Source organism: Cupriavidus sp. GW821-FHT02F09, assembly GCF_059421605.1.
Genome location: NZ_JBWKVH010000003.1, coordinates 105052 through 124540 on the forward strand (window position 1 = coordinate 105052; position 19489 = coordinate 124540).

General features: G+C 67.4%; 17 protein-coding genes. 7 read left to right on the top strand and 10 right to left on the bottom strand.

Annotation, left to right across the window (positions count from 1 at the left end; all coding sequences use genetic code 11):
* Positions 1-515 precede the first annotated feature (515 nt).
* From AC07XB_RS04990 to AC07XB_RS05015, 6 genes are read right to left on the bottom strand one after another with little or no spacing between them, the layout of a single operon-like run.
* Positions 516-2246, bottom strand: coding sequence for a glycosyltransferase family 39 protein (locus AC07XB_RS04990; protein WP_492826689.1), 1731 nt, complete (start codon positions 2244-2246; stop codon positions 516-518).
* A gap of 51 nt (positions 2247-2297) precedes the next feature.
* Positions 2298-3617 (bottom strand): ATP-binding protein, encoded by a 1320-nt coding sequence (locus tag AC07XB_RS04995; RefSeq protein ID WP_492826687.1) that lies wholly within the window; start codon positions 3615-3617, stop codon positions 2298-2300.
* Positions 3614-4285, bottom strand: coding sequence for a response regulator (locus AC07XB_RS05000; protein ID WP_492371235.1), 672 nt, complete (start codon positions 4283-4285; stop codon positions 3614-3616). The genes AC07XB_RS04995 and AC07XB_RS05000 overlap by 4 nt, the downstream gene beginning before the upstream one ends.
* Before the next feature lie 41 nt (positions 4286-4326).
* On the bottom strand, positions 4327-5124 hold the full coding sequence (locus AC07XB_RS05005) for an ABC transporter permease (RefSeq protein ID WP_043355478.1): 798 nt from the start codon (positions 5122-5124) through the stop codon (positions 4327-4329).
* On the bottom strand, positions 5121-5789 hold the full coding sequence (locus AC07XB_RS05010) for an ABC transporter ATP-binding protein (RefSeq protein WP_492826685.1): 669 nt from the start codon (positions 5787-5789) through the stop codon (positions 5121-5123). The genes AC07XB_RS05005 and AC07XB_RS05010 overlap by 4 nt, the downstream gene beginning before the upstream one ends.
* A complete protein-coding gene (locus tag AC07XB_RS05015; protein WP_492826683.1) occupies positions 5786-6400 on the bottom strand; it encodes an undecaprenyl-diphosphatase in 615 nt (204 codons plus the stop codon). Before AC07XB_RS05015 ends, AC07XB_RS05010 begins: the two co-directional genes overlap by 4 nt.
* A gap of 363 nt (positions 6401-6763) precedes the next feature.
* Between AC07XB_RS05015 and groES the strand changes: the two genes are divergently transcribed.
* The 7 genes from groES to AC07XB_RS05050 all read left to right on the top strand — a co-directional run bounded on the left by groES (position 6764) and on the right by AC07XB_RS05050 (position 14779).
* On the top strand, positions 6764-7054 hold the full coding sequence (groES, locus tag AC07XB_RS05020; protein ID WP_492371238.1) for a co-chaperone GroES: 291 nt from the start codon (positions 6764-6766) through the stop codon (positions 7052-7054).
* 73 nt (positions 7055-7127) lie between these two features.
* On the top strand, positions 7128-8765 hold the full coding sequence (gene groL, locus AC07XB_RS05025; protein ID WP_492371239.1) for a chaperonin GroEL: 1638 nt from the start codon (positions 7128-7130) through the stop codon (positions 8763-8765).
* A gap of 482 nt (positions 8766-9247) precedes the next feature.
* Positions 9248-9814 (top strand): FMN reductase, encoded by a 567-nt coding sequence (gene msuE / locus AC07XB_RS05030; protein WP_492811943.1) that lies wholly within the window; start codon positions 9248-9250, stop codon positions 9812-9814.
* Positions 9815-9831: 17 nt separating this feature from the next.
* Positions 9832-10980, top strand: a complete 1149-nt coding sequence (gene ssuD, locus AC07XB_RS05035; RefSeq protein WP_492371241.1) for an FMNH2-dependent alkanesulfonate monooxygenase — start codon at positions 9832-9834, stop codon at positions 10978-10980.
* Between the two features lie 145 nt (positions 10981-11125).
* Positions 11126-12334 (top strand): acyl-CoA dehydrogenase family protein, encoded by a 1209-nt coding sequence (locus tag AC07XB_RS05040; protein WP_492826681.1) that lies wholly within the window; start codon positions 11126-11128, stop codon positions 12332-12334.
* A 241-nt stretch (positions 12335-12575) separates the two neighbouring features.
* Complete coding sequence (locus tag AC07XB_RS05045; protein ID WP_492826679.1) at positions 12576-12707, top strand: hypothetical protein; 132 nt, start codon at positions 12576-12578, stop codon at positions 12705-12707.
* Positions 12698-14779 carry a HEAT repeat domain-containing protein gene (locus AC07XB_RS05050; protein WP_492826677.1) on the top strand — a complete coding sequence of 694 codons (2082 nt, stop codon included), beginning with the start codon at positions 12698-12700 and terminating at the stop codon, positions 14777-14779. Before AC07XB_RS05045 ends, AC07XB_RS05050 begins: the two co-directional genes overlap by 10 nt.
* A 63-nt stretch (positions 14780-14842) precedes the next feature.
* On the opposite strand, the gene AC07XB_RS05055 is transcribed toward AC07XB_RS05050, so the two are convergent.
* The 4 genes from AC07XB_RS05055 to AC07XB_RS05070 form a co-directional block, all read right to left on the bottom strand.
* Complete coding sequence (locus AC07XB_RS05055; protein ID WP_477134584.1) at positions 14843-15253, bottom strand: CBS domain-containing protein; 411 nt, start codon at positions 15251-15253, stop codon at positions 14843-14845.
* 351 nt (positions 15254-15604) lie between these two features.
* The gene (locus AC07XB_RS05060; protein ID WP_492826675.1) at positions 15605-16966 is read right to left on the bottom strand and encodes an LLM class flavin-dependent oxidoreductase; all 1362 of its coding nucleotides are present in this window, start codon (positions 16964-16966) and stop codon (positions 15605-15607) included.
* Entirely contained in the window at positions 16966-18216 is a 1251-nt protein-coding gene (locus AC07XB_RS05065) for an SfnB family sulfur acquisition oxidoreductase (RefSeq protein ID WP_492826673.1), read from the bottom strand. Before AC07XB_RS05065 ends, AC07XB_RS05060 begins: the two co-directional genes overlap by 1 nt.
* A 1-nt stretch (position 18217) precedes the next feature.
* Entirely contained in the window at positions 18218-19489 is a 1272-nt protein-coding gene (locus tag AC07XB_RS05070; RefSeq protein ID WP_492826671.1) for an SfnB family sulfur acquisition oxidoreductase, read from the bottom strand.

The window sequence follows — 19489 nt, forward strand, 5'->3', positions numbered from 1 at the left end:
AAATTGCTGCGAGAAATATTGCATGTATTGATAATGATTGTTGTTTGAATTTTAAGGGTGGATGGAAGAAAGGGGCCGTGAGGGTGCACGGAATCAGATCGGTATGCGTCCGGAAAAAGAGCGATGGGGGCTGTCAAGGAATGGTGTCCCATGCTTTGGTGGGGTAAGGCGATCTATTAAATTGACAGCTTAAATGTGCTATTGAACGTGCCGTCATATTTGATTGGAATCGTTGATTAAGTAATTCGAAAACAGGGTATATGTCAGGTCGATTTCTTGCCTGGAATGGATGCGGGAAGTCACTGGTGTAGCCGGTCCCGGCAGTACCGGCCGGGATAAATCGTAGCGCCGGGCGGGGGATGCACCGGCAAGGAACAGGAGGCACCTTACGTGAGACGGCGCGTGGAACAAGGGGAGGGGTGGGTGCGGATAGCAAATGACAATCGTTACCGTTTTTCGTCGGCCACCCATGAGGAGCTAGATGCTGCGGCGTCCTGGATCTGTCTTGGCCGCGCTTAGCGGCCAGGCGAAGCCGGCACCGGGAAATTGGCTACCACGATGCGCCGCTGGTCTTGCGCAACCAGGTGCATGGGCACCTGGCGCGTGGTCAGCTCGCGGTAGGTATCGGCGGACATGATCGCCAGCGCCGGTGGCCCCTCGCGCCAGCGGGCGATAAAGCTGTCGAGCGTGGGCAGCCATTTCTGCGGCTCCTGCTGGGTGCCGAACTCCAGCTCGTCGGGGTGTTCCACCATCCCCGTGGTGTGGCGCAGATAGTACGGCAGGGTGTGATCCAGCGTGCGCACGCCGTAGATCGGCATGTCGTCCTTGAGCACCGCCCGGATGGCTGGCACCAGGCTGGCGCCCGAGGCCGGGCCGCCGATAGATTCGTGCCCGAGCAGCGCGGCGGTAAAGCCCGTGAACAACGCTAGCGTGTAGACCACGATGCTCGGCATCAGGCCGTGGGTGCGCAGCAGCCGGCGCGCCAGCCACGTGCCCGCCAGCATCACCACAAACGCGGCGGCCACCCAGACCGCGTAGCGGCGGTAGTCGGCGGTCGCGGTGTGGTTGGAATGCAGCGTGGCCACCACCGGGCTGGCCAGCAACCCGATCGCCATGATCACCAGCATGGCGTTGAGCTGCTGGCGCCAGCCGCGCTCGCCGATGCGCTCCAGTGCCATGGCTGCCAGCATGCCAAGCGCCGGGAAGACCGGCACGATATAGCCGGGCAGCTTGGAGCCGGACAGGCTGAAGAAGACAAAGATGGCGATGGCCCACACAGCCAGCAACAGCGCCGGCCGGAGGCGCCGCACCGTCGCCACGCGCGCCGCGGCGCCATCGTCGCGGACCACCTCCCACATGCGCGGCGCCAGGCCCAGCCAGGGCACGAAGCCCGCCACCAGCAATGGCACGAAGTACCAGACCGGCCCGCCGCGCGAGTGCACCGTCGAGGTGTAGCGCTGCCAGTGCTCGTGGATGAAGAAGAAATTCGGGAATTCGGGGTTGCGCGCCGACACCAGCCAGAACCAGGGCACCGTGACGATCAGCATCAGCCCGATGCCGGAGATCAGGTGCAGGCGCCGCCACAGGCCGAAGTCGCGCGAGATCAGGGTGTAAATCACCAGCACCAGCCCGGGCAGGGCGATGCCTACCAGTCCCTTGCTCAGGATCGCCACGCCCATGGCCACCCAGCAGGCCCACATCCAGTAGCGGCGGGCCGCAGGCGTTGCGTCGGGATGCTGTGCCACCAGCATGAAGGCCAGCACGCAGGCCATGGCGCCGGACAGCGTCATGTCCAGCGAGTTGAAGTGCGAGGCCACGCTCCACATCGGCGCGGCCACCAGCACCAGGCCGGTCAGCAGGCCAGCGCGAATGCCGTACCAGCGCGTTGCCGCAAACATCGACGCGATGAGGCCAACCATGCCGGACAGCGCCACGCACAGCCGGGCCTGCCAGTCGCCGACGCCGAACAAGGTATACGACAGCGCCGTCACCCACATATGGAAAGGCGGCTTCTCGAAGTACTTGAGCGCGTTATAGCGGATCGTTACCCAGTCCCCGCTGGCGAACATCTCGCGCGAGATCTCGGCGTAGCGGCCTTCATCGGAGCTGAGCAGGTGGCGCAAATCAAGCGTGCCGAACCACAGCAGCAGGATCAGCAGGCCGGCGAGCAGCCACAGGGCTGTCGGCAGGCCGGCCACCCGCCGGGCGAAGAACGCAGGGGAGCGAGAGTCGGATTGGGGATGCATCGGAGCTCCGGATAAGAATGAAGTCTAGCCATGCACGACCGGCGTTGCCTTTCACGCACCGCTTTGCGCCGGGAATACCACGGCCACCGTGAGCCCGCGGCCCGCCGGGCCGTCCTCCAGCAACACCGTGGCGCCATGGCGCGCGGCAATGCTCTGCACGATCGCCAGGCCCAGTCCGCTGCCATGCGCGTCGCTGGCGTCGCCGCGATGAAAGCGGCGGAACACATTGTCGCGCTCGGCCGGCGCGATGCCCGGGCCGCTGTCGCTCACGCCCAGCATGGGCGCGCCGTTGCGCCATTCGATGCGCAGGTCGACCCGGCCGCCCGGGCTGGTGTATCGGATCGCGTTGTCGGCGAGGTTGCGCAGCAGGATGAAGAGATCGCCGCCCACGCCGCGCACCCGGCATTCGGGCGCGCTCGCGTCCAGGCCGAGGTCCACATCCTTGGCTTCGGCCATAGGCAGCAGCTCGCGCACCACCTGCACCGCCACATCGCGCAAGCGCACGTCGGCGAGCGGGGCCTGGGTGGCAGGGGCGCCGTCTTCGCTGCGTGCCAGCGTCAGCAACTGCGCCACCAGGTGGGTGGTGCGGTCCAGGCGCTCGCCCAGCTTGGCGAGCGCCAGTTTCTGCTTGTCTTCGCTGTCGGCGCGCAGGGCCAGCTGCAGTTGCAGCTTGAGCGCGGTGAGCGGCGTGCGCAGTTCGTGCGCGGCGTCGGCGACAAAGGCGCGCTGGGTGTCCATGGATTGCTGCAGGCGGGCCAGCAGGGCATTGAGGGCTTCCACCACCGGCACCAGTTCCGGCGGCCAGCCGTGCGCGTCCAGCGGCGCCAGGGTGTTTGCCGAGCGGCTGCCGACCGCGCGCGCGATCTCCTCGACCGGGCGCAGCGAGCGCCTGACCACCAGGTGGATCAGCAAGCCAAGCACTGGCACCAGCGCCAGGATGGGCAGCAGCGCGCCAAGCGACAGCGAGGCCGCCAGCTTGCGGCGAAACACCACCGATTGTGCGGCCTGCACATAGCGGTCCCCGGCGAGCACGCCGTAGATGCGCCATTCGCTGCCGTGCGCCTGCAGGTCATGAAATCCCGGCAGGTCCGCGCGCGGCAGCGTGACCGGGTGCGAGGCGTAGATCTGGCGGCCCTGCACATCCCAGGCCTGCACCACGATCTCCTCGTCAAGTTCGCTGCCGTTCAGCGGCGGCGTGGCGTCGCGCTCCAGATGTGTCGGCAACATGCGTGCCGCTTGCTGCAGTTGCGCATCGAAGACCTCGTTGGCTTCGCGGCGCACCTTGAAATAGGCGGCCGCGCCTGCCACCAGGGCGCATGCGAGCATGGCCCCGAGCAGGCCAGCCAGCAACTGGGCGCGGATCGTTCTCATGCCGGGCCGCCCAGCTTGTAGCCGACACCGCGCACATTGCGGATAAAGTCGGCGCCAAGCTTCTTGCGCAGCGCATGGATATGGACTTCCACTGTATTGCTGCTGATTTCCTCATTCATGTTGTAGACCGCCTCGCGCAGGCGCTCGTGGGTCACAACGTGGCCCGGCTGCTCCATCAGGGCCTGCAGCACCATGAACTCGCGCATCGACAGCGCCACGATCTCGCCGTCGCAGCGTACCTCGCGCGTGGCGGGGTCCAGGCGCACCGGGCCATGCGCCAGCTCGGTGCTGACGCGCCCGGCACTACGGCGCAGCAAGGCCCGGATGCGCGCGAACAGCTCGTCGAGGTCGAACGGCTTGACCATGTAATCGTCGGCGCCGGCATCCAGGCCGCGCACGCGGTCGGCGGTGGCGTCGCGCGCGGTCAGGATCAGCACCGGCAGCGCCAGCCCGCGGGCGCGCAGTTGCCGCAGCACCGCCTCGCCGGAGCGGCCGGGCAGGCCAAGGTCGAGCAGCACGGCGTCGTAGGTGCCGGGCGCATTGGCGGCCAGCGCGGCATCGGCGAGGCGGCCATCCCTGACCCAGTCGACCGCGTAGCCTTCGGCCCGCAGGCCTTCCTCTACGCTTTCGCCGATCATCGGGTCGTCTTCCACCAGCAGCAGGCGCATGGCATGGATTCCTTTGTTGGTGATGAGTGGGTGCCTTGGGGTCAACGGCGTTGCAGCCGGTCCAGGCGCAAGCGGTGGCGGTGGTCGGTCAGGCGCCGGACCGCCAGCGTGGCGGCCAGGATCACGCCCAGCATGCTGCCACCGGCAAGCAGGAACATCAGCAGGATCTGGTACCGGGCCGCGGCGATCGGGTCCATCCCGGCCAGGATCTGGCCGGTCATGATGCCTGGCATGGTGATGATGCCGGCCGCCGCCATGGTGTTCATGGTGGGCAGCATGCCGCTGCGCACCGCCTGGCGCACGATCACGCGCAGCGCCGCCTGGCGGTCGTCGCCAAGCGCCAGGCGTGCATCGATGGCGGCGCGCTGGTGCCAGACCGCGGTAAAGGCGCCATTGAGCGCCAGGCTCGCGGCGTTCATCACATTGCCCAGGATGATGCCGGCCAGCGGGATCGCGTGGCGGGCGTCGTACCAGGGCGTCGGGCGCAAGGCCGTGGTCAGCGCCAGCACGGTCACCAGCAGCGTCGGCAGGCTCACGGCGGCGGCGCCGATCAGCGCGTGCCAGGGCCCTGCCAGGCGGCGCTCCTGCCGGCTGCCCACCTCGCGGGCGGCTGCCGCGATCATGGCCGCAACCGTCAACGCGGTCACCAGCGGCGACGACAAGCCAAACACCGTGCGCAGCACCAGGCCGACCAGCAGCAGTTGCACCACCATGCGGCCCGCGGCCCAGAGCAGGCTGCGGTGCACGTCCAGCGACATCACCAGCGAGGCGCCCGCGCCGGCTAGCACCAGCAGGCTGGCCAGCGCCAGGTCATAGGCTGTGAGCGGGATCGGGCTCATGCCGGCACCGCTTCCAGCCCGGCGGCGCCGAGGCGATAGTGCCGGTCCTGCAGGCGTGCCGCCTGCGCGGGATTGTGCGAGACGATCAGCAGCCCCAGCCCCTGTGCCTTGCAGTCGTGCAGCAGCGCTTCGACGGCCAGCGTGGTCTCGGCGTCCAGCGCGGAGGTTGGCTCATCCAGTAGCAGGAAGCGCGGACGGCGCACCAGCGCGCGGATCAGCGCGAGGCGCTGGCGCTCGCCGGTGGACAGGCGGCTCACGGGCGCCTGCAGGATGTCCGCGGGCAAGCGCAGCCGCGCCAGCAGCGCCTGGGCAGCCGGCACGTCCGTCATATGTTCAAGCACGTCGTCGCCCCACCAGCCGGACTCGGCCGCCACGTGCATGACCTGGCGCCGCCAGGCCGGACCGCTCATGCTCTCGCGCGGGGACTGGCCTAGCCGGACCTGCCCGCGATTGGGATCGAGATCGGCAATCATGCGCAATAGCAGGCTCTTGCCCGCGCCGGACGCGCCGGACAGGATCACGCAACTGCCGGGCGCGACGGTGAGGCTGAACGGCCCGCGGCCGGCGCCTTCGAGGCCGCTGATGTCCAGGCTGGCGTCGGCACCGCGCGTTGACGGCAGGGCGCCAACGGTGGCAAGGGGCGGCATCGTGTCAGCCGTTGTCATGGGTTGAGCCATCCGCGTGCGATGGGGTAGGCCAGCAGGTGCCGGTAAAGCTGCTCCGCGCGCACCGTGACAGCAGCAAGCAGCGGGCGCGTGAAGGCAGACGTAGCCACGGCCGCGCAGCATGCCGCTATCGCAAATGCGCCGACGATGTCCAGTGGAAAGTGTACGCCGAGGAAGACGCGGGCCCAGCCCGTTAGTGCCGCGGCTACCAGCAAGCCGGTACCGCTCAGGCGCTGGGCCCTGCCGGGCGCGCGCAGCAGGACGAAGGCCAGCGTGGCCAGCAGCGTGACGTGGTCGCTCGGGAAGGAGGGGTCGGCGGCATGCGCCAGGTAGGTATGCCCGACGCCCGCCATGAAGGGCCGCGGCATCGGCAGCAGCAGGCCGAACAGGGTCGAGCAGAGCCCGCCCAGCGCCACGGCCGCCAGTGCGCTCGCCACCATCTGGCGCTCACCCGGCCGCGCGCGCAGCCAGCCCGCGGCCAGCACCAGCGGCGCGGCTGCGATCAGTCCCTCGGCAAGGAAAGCGGGCACCCAGAGGCCGGCGCCAGACAGCCCAGCGGGGGCGTTCAGGCGCTGGAACAGCGTGAGGTTCAGGGCAAGGAGCGTCGACATCGGGAACGTTGGATTCTGGCGATGCGGCAAGGATAGTGCACAGCGGCTTAAGAAACGCTTAAGGCTGGCCGGCTGGCCGGCTGGCCGTGCCCGGCCCGCTCCATGCCGACGTCGTGGACCCGGGTAAATCATGCGGGTCGCGCAAGGCAGCGTGGGTGGGAACCCGATGTGCTCGCCACGTCAGGCGCGCTGTCAGGCGCGCATTCTAAGCAAATGCGAAACGATCAGTTGGCCGCGCATGGCGGTGCTTTCTATACTCAGCACTCACCGGCATCGAGTGCTGATTGCCAGCCCGCAGTGCCACCGTCGGCACTGGCATCCGCCGCCAACGAACTTCTCTCTTCCTTTCCTTCTGGAGCCAGCATGAGCCTTCGCCCACTGCACGACCGCGTTCTCGTCAAACGGTCCGACAACGAAACCCGCACGCAATCCGGCATCGTCATTCCCGACAGCGCCGCCGAAAAGCCGGACCAGGGCGAGGTGATCGCCGTCGGCCCGGGCCGGCGCAACGAAGCCGGCGAACGCATTGCACTGGACCTGCGCGCGGGCGACCGGGTGCTGTTCGGCAAGTATGCAGGCCAGGCGGTGAAGGTCGACGGCGACGAACTCCTGGTGCTGCGCGAGGAAGACATCCTGGCGGTGGTCGAGCGCTGAATCGCCGCGTGTCCGCCAGCATCGATCCAGTGTTTCCCGAACGAACCCGACAATCAAGACAGGACAGACAGCAATGGCAGCAAAAGATGTAGTGTTCAGCGACGTGGCCCGCGCCAAGGTGGTCGAAGGCGTCAATATTCTCGCCAATGCGGTCAAGGTGACGCTGGGCCCCAAGGGCCGCAACGTGGTGCTGGAGCGCAGCTTCGGCAGCCCTACCGTGACCAAGGACGGCGTCTCCGTGGCCAAGGAGATCGAGCTCAAGGACAAGCTGCAGAACATCGGCGCGCAGCTGGTCAAGGAGGTCGCTTCCCGCACCAGCGATAACGCCGGCGACGGCACCACCACCGCTACCGTACTGGCGCAGGCCATCGTGCGGGAGGGCGTCAAGTACGTCGCGGCCGGGCTCAATCCGCAGGACCTGAAGCGCGGCATCGACAAGGCGGTGACGGCGGCCATTGAGGAGCTGCGCCGCATCAGCAAGCCCACCACCACCAGCCGCGAGATCGCGCAGGTCGGCACCATCTCCGCCAACGGCGAAAGCGCCATCGGCGAGCGTATCGCCCAGGCCATCGACCGGGTCGGCAAGGAAGGCGTGATCACGGTGGAAGACGGCAAGTCGCTGGAAGACGAGCTCGAAGTGGTGGAGGGCATGCAGTTCGACCGTGGCTACCTGTCGCCGTATTTCATCAACAACCCCGACAAGCAGGTGGCGGTGCTCGAGCAACCCTACCTGCTGCTGGTGGACAAGAAGATCTCCAGCATCCGCGACCTGCTGCCCGTGCTGGAGCAGGTGGCCAAGGCCGGACGTCCGCTGCTGATCGTGGCCGAGGACGTGGAGGGCGAGGCACTCGCCACGCTGGTGGTCAACAATATCCGCGGCATCCTGAAGGCCGCCGCGGTCAAGGCCCCCGGCTTTGGCGACCGCCGCAAGGCACTGCTGGAAGACATCGCGATCCTGACCAGCGGCCAGGTGGTGTCGGAAGAGGTCGGGCTGTCTCTGGAAAAGATCGCGCTGGAGCAACTGGGCCAGGCGGGGCGCGTGGAAATCGGCAAGGAGAACACCATCATCATCGATGGCGCCGGCGACGCCGCGCAGATCCAGGCGCGGGTCAAGCGTATCCGCACCCAGATCGACGAGGCCAGCTCCGACTATGACCGCGAGAAGCTGCAGGAGCGCGTGGCCAAACTGGCCGGCGGGGTGGCGGTGCTCAAGGTCGGCGGCGCCACGGAAGTCGAGGTCAAGGAGAAGAAAGCCCGCGTGGAAGACGCGCTGCACGCCACGCGTGCCGCGGTGGAAGAGGGCATCGTGGCCGGCGGCGGCGTAGCGCTGATTCGTGCGCGCCAGGCCATCAAGGATCTGACGGGCATCAACCCGGACCAGCAGGCAGGCATCAAGATCGTGCTGCGGGCACTGGAGGAGCCGTTGCGCCAGATTGTTGCCAACGCCGGCGAAGAGGCCAGCGTGGTGGTAGCGCGCGTGGCCGAAGGGACGGGCAATTTTGGCTACAACGCGGCGACGGGAGAATATGGTGACCTGGTGGAAGGTGGTGTGGTTGACCCGACCAAGGTCACACGCACCGCTTTGCAGAATGCCGCTTCGGTGGCAGGCCTGATCCTTACCACGGATGCTGCGATCGTCGAACTGCCGAAGGATGAGGGACAGCTCGGCGCGCAGGGCGCGGCTGGCGGAGGCGGCGGACTGGATTTCTGAGGCCGTTGGATGAAGACGCGTCCGGCAAGGCATGAACGAAGGGGGTCCCGCAAGCGGGGCCCCCTTCGCTTTGCATGCATCGCCGCTGCGCATTCGGGCTGGAGCAGCACCAATCTTCGGCACCCTCTGCAGGGTCCTGGCGGGGATGCAAAGCTCGCATGCCTATATGCGTTTCGCGTGTCTATATATAGACGAAATTCATCCTTCGACGGCCAATTCCGTTGCGCTATCGTGAGGGGCTTGTAAGCGCTTGCCTAAGACGGCTGCGGTGGCAACGCCCCCCATCTCCACGCAGTTGCATCAGCAACAGCAGATCAGCAGTGTGCTCTGGGAGAACGGCGCGGATCCGTGCCAGGAATGGCGCACAGGCAAAGAACATGGCAATTCACGCGGGCTTGCTTCTTGCCTGATGCATTGCCGGCAACGAAATGCGCCCCGCGCGTGAATCCACAAACCATCGATATCGACAGGAGGTTCTTCCCATGGCTACACCGCTGAAAGTGGTCGCCGTCAACGGCAGCGCGCAGCAGCCCTCGCGCACGCTCGCGCTCGTGCAGGCACTGCTCACGGAACTGGATAGCCGGCTGCTTTTGCAAAGCCATATCGTCAACCTCGGCGATATCGCGCGTCCGCTGGGCGCGGCGCTGTCGCGCGCAGAGCTGCCGGCCGAGATTGAAAACGAACTGGTCGCCATCGAGTCCGCGGACCTGCTGGTGGTGGCCGCGCCGGTGTATCGCGGTTCTTATCCCGGCCACTTCAAGCACCTTTTCGACCTGGTGGGGCAGGAAGCGCTGGTGGACAAGCCGGTGTTGCTGGGGGCGACGGGCGGCAGCGACCGCCACGCGCTGGTGCTGGAGCATCAGTTGCGGCCGCTGTTCGGCTTCCTGCAGGCGCTCACGTTGCCCATCGGCGTGTACGGCAGCCCGGGGGATTTCCACAATGACCAGGTCAGCAGCACCGCGCTGGCCGAACGCATCCGCCTGGCCGCGGATCGTTGCGCGCCGTTGTTCGAAGCCAGCCGCAAATCGCCGCTGCAGCGCGCGGCTTGAAGGGGAGAGCCGCGGCAATGAATGTCTTCTGGTTTCTTCCCACGCACGGCGACGGCCACTATCTCGGCACCACGGAGGGCGCGCGCCCCGTTTCGCTGGGTTATCTGAAGCAGATCGCGCAGGCGGCTGACAACCTGGGCTACTACGGCGTGTTGATTCCCACCGGCCGCTCCTGCGAGGATTCATGGGTGATTGCCTCCGCAGTGGCGCCCTGGACGGAGCGCCTGCGCTACCTGGTGGCAATCCGCCCGGGCATCATCTCGCCGACCGTGTCGGCGCGCATGGCCGCCACGCTTGACCGTATTACCAATGGCCGGCTGCTGATCAACGTCGTGACCGGCGGCGATCCGGACGAAAATCGTGGCGATGGGCTGTACCTCGACCACAGCCAGCGCTACGCGGCATCGGCCGAGTTCCTGCGCGTCTGGCGCCGCGTGCTGGAGGGCGAGGCGGTTCACTTCGATGGCGAGCATATCAAGGTGGATAACGCCAAGGCGCTGTATCCGCCGGTGCAGCGTCCTTACCCGCCCCTTTACTTTGGCGGCTCGTCCGAGCAAGCGCACGACCTGGCAGCCGAGCAGGTCGACGTGTACCTGACCTGGGGCGAACCGCCCGAGGCCGTAGCGCAAAAAATCGCCGATGTTCGCGAGCGCGCCGCGCGCCTTGGCCGCAAAGTGCGTTTTGGCGTGCGCCTGCATGTGATCGTGCGCCGTACCAGCGAGCAAGCCTGGCGGGCCGCCGATGAACTGATCGCGCAGATCTCGGACGAAACGATCGCCGCCGCGCAGAAGTCCTTCTCGCGCTTCGATTCCGTCGGCCAGCGCCGCATGGCCGCGTTGCACGGCGGCCGCCGCGACCAGCTGGAGATCTATCCCAACCTCTGGGCCGGCGTGGGCCTGGTGCGCGGCGGTGCCGGCACCGCGCTGGTGGGCAATCCACAGGAAGTGGCCGCACGGATCCAGGAATACGCGGATCTTGGCATCGAGAGCTTTATCTTCTCGGGCTACCCGCACCTGGAGGAAGCGTACCGCTTCGCCGAACTGGTGTTCCCGTTGCTGCCGGAGCCGTACGCCAGCCTGGGCCGCGGCGGCGCCACCAACCTGACGGGGCCGTTCGGCGAGATGATCGCCAACGACGTGCTGCCGGGCAGGAAGGCTGCGGCCTGAGCCGCAACCTCACGCGCTCGCGCCTGATCCAGATCGGCGAGCTGCGGGAGAGCCGGCCCAAGCCCGGCGAGCCGGAAGAGCCAGATGCCGCCGCTGGCGAGCCTCCCGTGTTTGCCATCGCTATCTAAACCCAGACAACAAACGCATGCCAGAATTCAATCCTTCCCAGGCGGATCTCTTTGCGCGCTTCCGCCCGATCTTTGCGCAGATCGCCGAACGCGCGGCCCAGCGCGAACAGGAGCGCGAGCTTGCTTTCGATGCGGTCGCCCTGCTGCGCGATGCCGGCTTCGGCGCCTTGCGCGTCCCGGTGGCGCTCGGCGGGCTGGGCGCGTCGGTCGAGCAATTGTTCGAACTGCTGATCGAGCTGGGCGAAGCGGATTCCAACTTGCCGCAGATCCTGCGCGCGCATTTTGGCTTTGTCGAGCGGCTCTATGCGGAGATAGCGCCCGAACTGCGGGAGCGCTGGCTGCAGCTCGTCGCGCAGGGCGCGATCTTCGGCAACGCCACTACCGAGCTTGGCGACGGCGCGCCAGGCAAGCACAAGACCACCTTGTCGCCGGATGGCGAAGGCTGGCGGCTCGACGGCGAGAAGTTCTACAGCACAGGCACGCTCTATGCCGACTGGATTGCCGTCAGCGCCAGCCGCGAGGGCAGTGCCGATCCGGTTTATGTGCTGGTGCCGGCCAATGCGCCGGGCATCGACCGCATCGACGACTGGCGGGGTTTTGGCCAGCGCCTCACCGGCTCCGGCACCACACGCTTTCGCGATGTGGCGGTGTCCGGCGAACAGGTGCTGAGCTTCCCGCGCAATGTGCCCACATCCATCACGGCTTACTTCCAGCTGGTGCATCTGGCGACGCTGGCCGGCATCGCCCGGGCCATCGAGCGCGACGCGGCCGCCTTTGTGCGCGCGCGCAAGCGGGTGTACAGCCACGGCAGCGGACGCACGCCAGCCGAGGATCCGCTGGTGCAGCAGGTGGTGGGCCAGCTTGCCGGCACGGCGTTCGTTGCGGCTGCCGCCGTCGCAGCCGTGGCGCAAGGCCTTGGCGAGATCGATCGCCTGCGCCAGCGGGGCGAAGCCGTTCCGGTCGGCTTGCTGGACGACGTGGAGTTGCGTACCGCCAAGGCGCAGGTCGGCATCGCGGACCAGGTGCTGGCGGCGGCCACGCGGCTGTTCGACATCGGCGGCGCTTCCGCGCTGGATGAAGACCGCCGGCTGGACCGCCACTGGCGCAATGCGCGGACACTGGCTTCGCATAATCCGACCCTCTACAAGAGCAGAGTTGTCGGCGATCACGTCATCAACGGCACGGCGCCGACTTACTACTGGTCGGTTGGGGCGAAGGCGGCCTGATTGTCCACATTGCCGGGTTGCGCCTGCACTTGAGATGCACGAAGCGCCTGTGATAACGTGTCGCGCCGGTTCGATGCGACATGGTTGCGTTGAGGCTCGAAGCGAGCAGTGTGTGCCGGGCGACGGGCGAGCTGGTCACCAATCCGTCAAGCGGCGAACGGCAGGCGAACGGCAGGCGAACAAGGCGTAGGCCTCGCGACCGTGCAATGGGGAGGGAAGCTTACGCATCGCGATGGACATCATGAGAGATATCAAGGAAATCCGGCGCATTGACTGCGCGTCCGATGCGCTGCTCGACGGGCGGCAACCGCGCGCGTTGCCGGTTGCGGACGACGACACGTGGGAAGGTCCGGGGGCCGGCACATGCGGCTGAAGGCACTGATGATGCGCATGAAAGCGGCCCTTGCTGGCCATCGAGATGCCGCTGCTGACGATTCGGCCGGAGAAGGGATACGTGCGCCGAGCGAAATCGAAGACCTGATCGCGTCCTTGAGGACGCAGCCCCCTGACGAGCGGCGCGGTGCGAACGTCAGCCTCACCGATCCGGGGGTGGCCGATGCGTTCGTTGCGCCGTTGCTGGCCGCAGCGCGGGACCAGGACCCGTACATCCGCGCCAGCGCGATCCATGCGCTCGGGCACTACGACATGGATACGCATGCGCAAGCGGCGCAGGCCGTGCATCGGGCGCTGGCGGGCGACCCCGACGCGTCGATCCGGGCGGCCGCGGCGGAAGCCCTGGCGAGCCAGTCGCCGAAGCACGTGCATGCGCTCGTGAAGGCGCTCGATGACGCCAGTGCCGAGGTCCGCAGGCAAGCCGTCCTGGCGCTCGGCGTCTTTCGCACGGAGCCGGCAGTCGAGGCACTGAAAGACCGCCTGCGCCACGATCGGGACGCCGGGGTTCGCGCCTCTGCCGCCGCCATGCTCGGTGAATTACGGCGTGCCGACCTGATCCCGGATCTGCGCGTGGCCGTCAACGATAGCGATGAGGGTGTACGGGCCACGGTACTATCCGCGCTCAGGGAGTGCGCCGGCTTCGAAGCGGCGCCGGAGTTGCGCAGCCTATTCTTGGCCGCTTTGTCGGACACCTCGGCAATCGTCCGGGAAACGGCAGCCGAAGCCTTGCGGTTTTCGTCGCCGGAGGCCATCCCGGCGCTCATGCTTGCGGCAAACGACGAGGTGGCTGGCGTGCGGCTGCAGGCCGTCATCGCGCTGGGTTCGATGCAGGTGCATCAAGCCATCGACACCCTCGCCGACCGTATCTTCAGCGATCCGTACGAAGAGGTCCGTTATTACGCGGTCAATGCGCTGGGCGAGATGCGGCACGCGGGCGCCACGCAGCATCTGATTGACGCGCTCAACAATCCTGCCGAGACACGTCGGGTCCGCTGGGCGGTGCTCTGGGCTTTGGGCGACAACAACGACTTTGACGCGCTGCCGGCATTGCATGCGGCCCTGCAGGATCCCGACCCCGAATTCAGGGAGCGCGCCGCCGACTCGCTCGGCAGCCTCCCGTGGGAGGCGCATCCCGACACCACGGCCACGCTGCAAAGCCTCTGCCGTGCGCTGAGCGATGCCGAGCCGAACGTCAGGCGCAGCGTCTGCGACGCGCTCGCCAGCTTGCGCGATGCGCGGGCCGTCCCGTTTCTTGCCGGTGCGCTGCGCGACGGCGACGACGAGGTTCGGTGCAAGATCATCGAGGCCATCAGCCGCATCGACGCGAAGCACCATGCCGCCCTGATCCTGGGTTGCCTCCAGGATCCGAGCCGGCGCGTTCAGCAGTGCGCAGCCGAAGCACTCTGGCTCCCCGATGGTGCCGTCACACCGCCGGAAGCACTGGCCTTTCTGCGCGCCCCAGATGCGGATGCACAAGTAAAGGGGGCGCTGGCGAAGTCGCTGACGCGGCATGGCGACCCCGCAGCCATTGCGCACCTGATCGACGTGCTCGCCACCGCGCAGGCAGATGCGCGCGCTGGCCTCGTCGAAGCCTTGCGGGAGCAACCCGATCCGCGCGCGATGCCGTTGCTGCTTGGGCTGCTGAGTGATGACGACGATGCGGTGCGTGGCGAGGCGGCGTTGGCGCTGGCGGCCATCGGTGACGATGACGCGGTTCCGCCATTGGCGTCGCGGCTCAAGCGGGAGCCTTCGCCGGATGTCCGGCGCCGGGTCGTCTGGGCGCTGAGCTTCTTCACGCCCGGCAAGGTGCTGCCGCTGCTGACGGGCAGCTTTGGCGACAGCGATCCCCATGTGCGGCAGCAGGCTGTCCAGGCGCTGGCCGAGATCTGCAATGTGTCCGAACTGCGCGACCTGCTATCGGCTCTGCCAAAACGGCGCGAGGATGTGAGGCAAGCGCTGGAGGAGGCGATCGAGGCGCTCGAAAGCGACCCGATGCCCGACGAGGCTGGCGGATCCCGTCGCGTCGGCATCGGAACGGTGCACTACGCGTAGCGGCCGCCCTGCAAGGGGGAGGACAGTACTCCCCGCCCGGATATCTCGGATGCCATGTCTTTCCTAGGCGGCGCTATCCGGCGGCGTGGAACTTGCCGCCAACGATCGCAGAATGTCCCGCCAGCTCACGATGCCAACCGGCCGGAACTGCTCGTCGACGATGGGAATGCACGAGACCTGGTGGGCAAGAAATAGTGCAATGGCATCAGCAATCCCGGCCTCGGGGCGCAGCGTTACCGGCTTGCGCGTCATGATCTGGTGCACGCGCTTCTTGAGGGTATTGACGTCCCTGGCCGACTCTACCGTGCTGCCTATAAACGGGCTCATCGCGCGCAGCAGATCGCGGTCCGATACAACACCATGCAGCTTTCCGTCCTCTACGACGAGCACGTGGTGGAACTTAGCCTCGTCGAAGATATTCTTGATCGTTGCCAACGTGTCGTCGAACACGACGGTGACGAGCTTTTTGGACATGATGCTATCGATACTCACTACTAGCTCCATGTTTGTCTTTTCCTATGATCGTAAGCGATCCGCATGCGCATGCGCGCGCCTGGCCGGTCACAGACTGAAGCCGTGGTCTTTTCTATCGACCCCCTGGGGGAAAACTTGACCCTACTATCGGGGGGGGGCTTGTATTTCTGTATGTACCGCTGCCTGGCGCCAGGTGCATGCCGATAGCAGTTGGGAGGGGCCCTTGGCGAGCATATTGCGGCCATTCGGCGCGACCGGCTGAGCCCGCTGGACAGCGCCTCGATGCGAGGTGTTCCGGGGGGATTCCTCGCCCTTGCGTGCCTTCGGTGCCTTCAATGGGGTGCGCGGGGCTCAGTCCCGGCCATGGCGAAATCCCGCCGCCGCGTGCCGCGCCGGCAGCCGATCGTCTTCGGCGAACAGCTTCTTGCGCAGGCTGCCTTCGGCATAGGCCGTCTTGTAGATGCCGCGATTCTGCAACTCGGGCACCACCATGTCCACGAAGTCCTCGTAGCTCTCCGGCACCACGGTGCGGCTGAGGTTGAATCCGTCGATGCCGGTCTCGTCCACCCAGGATTGCAGTTCATCCGCAACCTGCTGCGCGTCGCCCACGATGGCGGGATAGCGGCCGCCGAGCTCGAACAGCTCCAGCAGCTTGCGCCGGGTCCACCCATGCTGCTGCGCGGTGCGCGTGGCCGACTCGATGGCGTTGCCGCCGCCGTAGTCCACCGGCGCGTCGAGGTCATAGCGGCCGAAATCCACGCCCGTGCTCGCGGCAAAGTGCGCCAGGCCGGCTTCGCGGCTGGCGTAGTCCTTGTACTCGGCGTGCTTCTGGCGGGCTTCTGCAGCAGTCTTGCCCGGTACCACGGCGGTGCCGGCAAAGATCTTGATGTCATCCGGCCTGCGTCCGGCGGCCACCAGTTGGTCGCGCAGTGCCCTCACGGTATGGCGGGCGGCTTCCTTGCTGGGTGGCGAGATGAACACGCACTCGGCATGGCGCGCGGCAAACTGCTGGCCGCGCCCGGAGCTGCCGGCCTGGAACAGCACCGGCGTGCGCTGCGGCGAGGGCTCGGCCAGGTGATAGCCATCGACCTTGTAGTACTTGCCCTCGTGCCTGACCTTATGTACCTTGCGCGGATCGGCGAACACGCGGGCGGCCTTGTCGCGCCGCACCGCATCGTCCTCCCAGCTGCCTTCCCAGAGCCTGTAGAGCACCTCCAGGTATTCGTCCGCGCGGTCGTAGCGCTCGTCGTGCGCGATCTGGCCGGCGAGGCCCATGGCGCGCGCGGCGCTGTCCAGGTAGCCGGTGACGATGTTCCAGCCAACGCGTCCGCGCGTCAGGTGGTCCAGCGTGGAGAAGCGGCGCGCCAGCAGGTAGGGCTGCTCGTAGGTCAGGTTCACGGTGACGCCGAAGCCAAGGTGCTGCGTGACAGCGGCCATCGCAGGCACCAGTAGCAGCGGATCGTTGACCGGCAGCTGGATCGACTCGCGCAGCGTCACGTCCACATTGCCCTGGTACACATCGTAGACGCCGACGATATCGGCGATAAAGAGCCCGTCGAACAAGCCGCGCTCCAGCGTGCGCGCCTGGCCGGTCCAGTACGCCAGGGTGTTGTAGTCAGCCGAGCGGTCGCGCGGGTGCGTCCATAGGCCGTGGTTGATATGCCCGGCGCAGTTCATGTTGAAGGCGTTGAGCAGGATTTCCTTGCGTGCCATTACAGCGCTCCATGCCGGGTCGGGAGCCGGTCGTTGAGGTAGAAGTTGCCGACGGCGTGGTACTTCCAGCGCACCGGGTCGTGCAGGGTGTGGGTGCGGGCATTGCGCCAGAAGCGGTCCAGGCCCAGGTGATCCAGCGTGGCGGCGGTGCCGCCCAGCTCGAACAGCTTGCTGCCCGCCAGCAGCGATGCCGTGGTGGTCAGTGCGCGCGCCTCTGCCACGGCGATGGAGGCCTCTGCCACGCTGCGTTCGGTGGGGGCCAACTGGGCGGCATCGACGATGCGCCCGGCGCGGCGCACCAGCGCTTCGGCTGCGCGCAGCCTAACCGAGACCTCGCCAACCTGGTGGATCGTCAGCGGGTCGTCGCTGGCGCGTTGCACGCCGGCGTCCACCCAGGGGCGGGCGCGCTCGCGTACGAAGGGCAGGGTGGCTTCGAAGGCGGCGCGGCCAATGCCGAGGTCGATCGCCGCGTGCAGGAGCTGCGCCACGGGGCCGATGGTGGTCGGCTGTTCAGAGGAGGCCAGGAAGGGCACTACCCATTCGGCCTCGACCCGCACGTTGTCGAAGGACACCGAGCCGCTGCCGGTGACGCGCTGGCCGAAGCCGTCCCAGTCGTCGACGATGGACACGCCTTCGGCGCGGCGCGGCACAAAAGCCAGGTAGGTGACCTCGCGCCCTTGCTCCTCGGCTACCACCAGCGTGGGGATCCAGTGGGCGAAGAGCGCGCCTGTGCAATAGAACTTCTTGCCGTCCACGCGCCAGCCGTCGCCGTCCGGCGCCAGCCGGGTGCGGCGCTTGAAGTCCTTGTGGCCGATTTCGGCAAGGGCGTTGCCAAAGCGCTCGCCGGCGAGTGCACGCTCGTAGAAGAAGCGCTTTTGCGCCTCGCTGCCGCCCACACGCAGCACTTCCAGCGCGTAGAAATGGTTTTGCGGGATCTGCCCGAGCGAGCCGTCCGCGGCGGAAATGGTGGCAATGACCTCGGCGAGCGTGACGTTGGACACGCCGGGGCCGCCGTATTCGCGCGGCACCGTGATGCCCCACAGGCCGCTGGCGCTGAAGGCGTCCAGCTCGGCCCAGGGCAGGCGGCGCTCGCGGTCGCGCAATGCCGCCTCGGGGGCAAACCGGGCTGCGAGCTGGCGCGCGCTCAGGATGGCGTGGGCGTCGTCGCGGATCAGTTCGGGCGGCTGGGCGGGCGGTGCGGCTGGCGCGGGACGGCTATCGGTGGGAACCGGGGAGAGGAGCACGGACATATCAGTTCCAGGAGTGGCGCGCGGGCAGCACGTGGTTAAGGTGGTAGTTGCCGATCAGGTGGGTTTTCCAGCGCACCGGGTCGTGCAGCGTGTGGGCGCGCGCGTTGCGCCAGTGGCGGTCCAGGTTGTGCTTGGCGCGCGTGGCGGACGAGCCGGCGACTTCGAATAGTTTCTGGCTGGCTTCCAGGGCGATCTCGGTGGTCAGCACCTTGGCCTCGGCCACCGCCACGGAGGCGCGCGCGCTGGCTTCGGCATCCAGTGGCTGCGCGGCGATCGCGTCAAGCGTGCGGCCGGCTTCCAGCAGCACTTCGCGCGCGGCGTGCACGTCGATCTGCAGGCGGCCGACGTCCTGGACGATGTAGGGGTCTTGCGTGGCGTGCTCCAGGCCGGAGTCGATCCATGGGCGGGCGTACTGGCGCACGAAGGCGATGGCATCGGCCAGCGCAGCCTCGGCGATGCCCTGGTCGATGGCGGCCTGGATCAGTTGCGAGGTGGAGCCATACAGGCCCGGACGGTCGGCCAGCTGCCAGATCGGCAACACGTCCTCGGGCGCCACCGGCACGTTGTCGAACACCACGCTCCCGCTGGCCGTGGTGCGCTGGCCGAAGGAGGACCAGTCGTCGACGATGCGCAGGCCGCGCACCTCGCGCGGCGTCCACACCTGCACGCTGCGGCCCTGGTCGTCGAGCGCCCGTGCGGGAACGCGATGCGCGAACAGCGCGCCCGTGGCGTAGAAGCGTTGGCCGTTGAGCCGCAGGCCCTGGGCGGTTCCGGTGAGCCGCGTGGTGCCTTGGAGGATGGTCTGGCTGGTCTCGGAGCGGCGCTCGGGACCGGCGTTGCCCAGGCGCGCGCCGGTCAGTACCTCGCCATAGAAGCGGCGTTTCTGCGATTCGCTGCCAATTTCGCGCAGCACGCCCAGCAAGCCGAAGTGGTTCTGCGGGATCTGGCCGAGCGCCGGGTCGGCAGCGCAGAGGATGGTGAAGACTTCGGCCAGCGTGGCGTAGGACACATCGGCGCCGCCGTACTCGCGCGGCACGGTCATGCCGCCCAGGCCGCTTTCGGACCAGCGGTCCAGCTCGTCCCAGGGAAGGCGGCGTTCGCGGTCCCGCTCGGAGGCGCCGTCGGCGAATACCGCTGCAAGCTCGCGGGCGGCTTGCAGCGCCTCGGCATCGCTGGCGATGCGGCGCACGCGCTCCGGGTCGGGCAGCCGTGCCGGTGGCGCGGGAGTGGGTGTGCAAATGGGTGTGGAAGGGAGATCGTTCAGTTTCGTCAT

Bases quoted from the DNA above. Each gene is read 5' to 3' on its own strand.
- AC07XB_RS04990 (WP_492826689.1), bottom strand. From the start codon at position 2,246: ATGCATCCCCAATCCGACTCTCGCTCCCCTGCGTTCTTCGCCCGGCGG.
- AC07XB_RS04995 (WP_492826687.1), bottom strand. From the start codon at position 3,617: ATGAGAACGATCCGCGCCCAGTTGCTGGCTGGCCTGCTCGGGGCCATG.
- AC07XB_RS05000 (WP_492371235.1), bottom strand. From the start codon at position 4,285: ATGCGCCTGCTGCTGGTGGAAGACGACCCGATGATCGGCGAAAGCGTA.
- AC07XB_RS05005 (WP_043355478.1), bottom strand. From the start codon at position 5,124: ATGAGCCCGATCCCGCTCACAGCCTATGACCTGGCGCTGGCCAGCCTG.
- AC07XB_RS05010 (WP_492826685.1), bottom strand. From the start codon at position 5,789: ATGACAACGGCTGACACGATGCCGCCCCTTGCCACCGTTGGCGCCCTG.
- AC07XB_RS05015 (WP_492826683.1), bottom strand. From the start codon at position 6,400: ATGTCGACGCTCCTTGCCCTGAACCTCACGCTGTTCCAGCGCCTGAAC.
- groES (WP_492371238.1), top strand. From the start codon at position 6,764: ATGAGCCTTCGCCCACTGCACGACCGCGTTCTCGTCAAACGGTCCGAC.
- groL (WP_492371239.1), top strand. From the start codon at position 7,128: ATGGCAGCAAAAGATGTAGTGTTCAGCGACGTGGCCCGCGCCAAGGTG.
- msuE (WP_492811943.1), top strand. From the start codon at position 9,248: ATGGCTACACCGCTGAAAGTGGTCGCCGTCAACGGCAGCGCGCAGCAG.
- ssuD (WP_492371241.1), top strand. From the start codon at position 9,832: ATGAATGTCTTCTGGTTTCTTCCCACGCACGGCGACGGCCACTATCTC.
- AC07XB_RS05040 (WP_492826681.1), top strand. From the start codon at position 11,126: ATGCCAGAATTCAATCCTTCCCAGGCGGATCTCTTTGCGCGCTTCCGC.
- AC07XB_RS05045 (WP_492826679.1), top strand. From the start codon at position 12,576: ATGAGAGATATCAAGGAAATCCGGCGCATTGACTGCGCGTCCGATGCG.
- AC07XB_RS05050 (WP_492826677.1), top strand. From the start codon at position 12,698: ATGCGGCTGAAGGCACTGATGATGCGCATGAAAGCGGCCCTTGCTGGC.
- AC07XB_RS05055 (WP_477134584.1), bottom strand. From the start codon at position 15,253: ATGTCCAAAAAGCTCGTCACCGTCGTGTTCGACGACACGTTGGCAACG.
- AC07XB_RS05060 (WP_492826675.1), bottom strand. From the start codon at position 16,966: ATGGCACGCAAGGAAATCCTGCTCAACGCCTTCAACATGAACTGCGCC.
- AC07XB_RS05065 (WP_492826673.1), bottom strand. From the start codon at position 18,216: ATGTCCGTGCTCCTCTCCCCGGTTCCCACCGATAGCCGTCCCGCGCCA.
- AC07XB_RS05070 (WP_492826671.1), bottom strand. From the start codon at position 19,489: ATGACGAAACTGAACGATCTCCCTTCCACACCCATTTGCACACCCACT.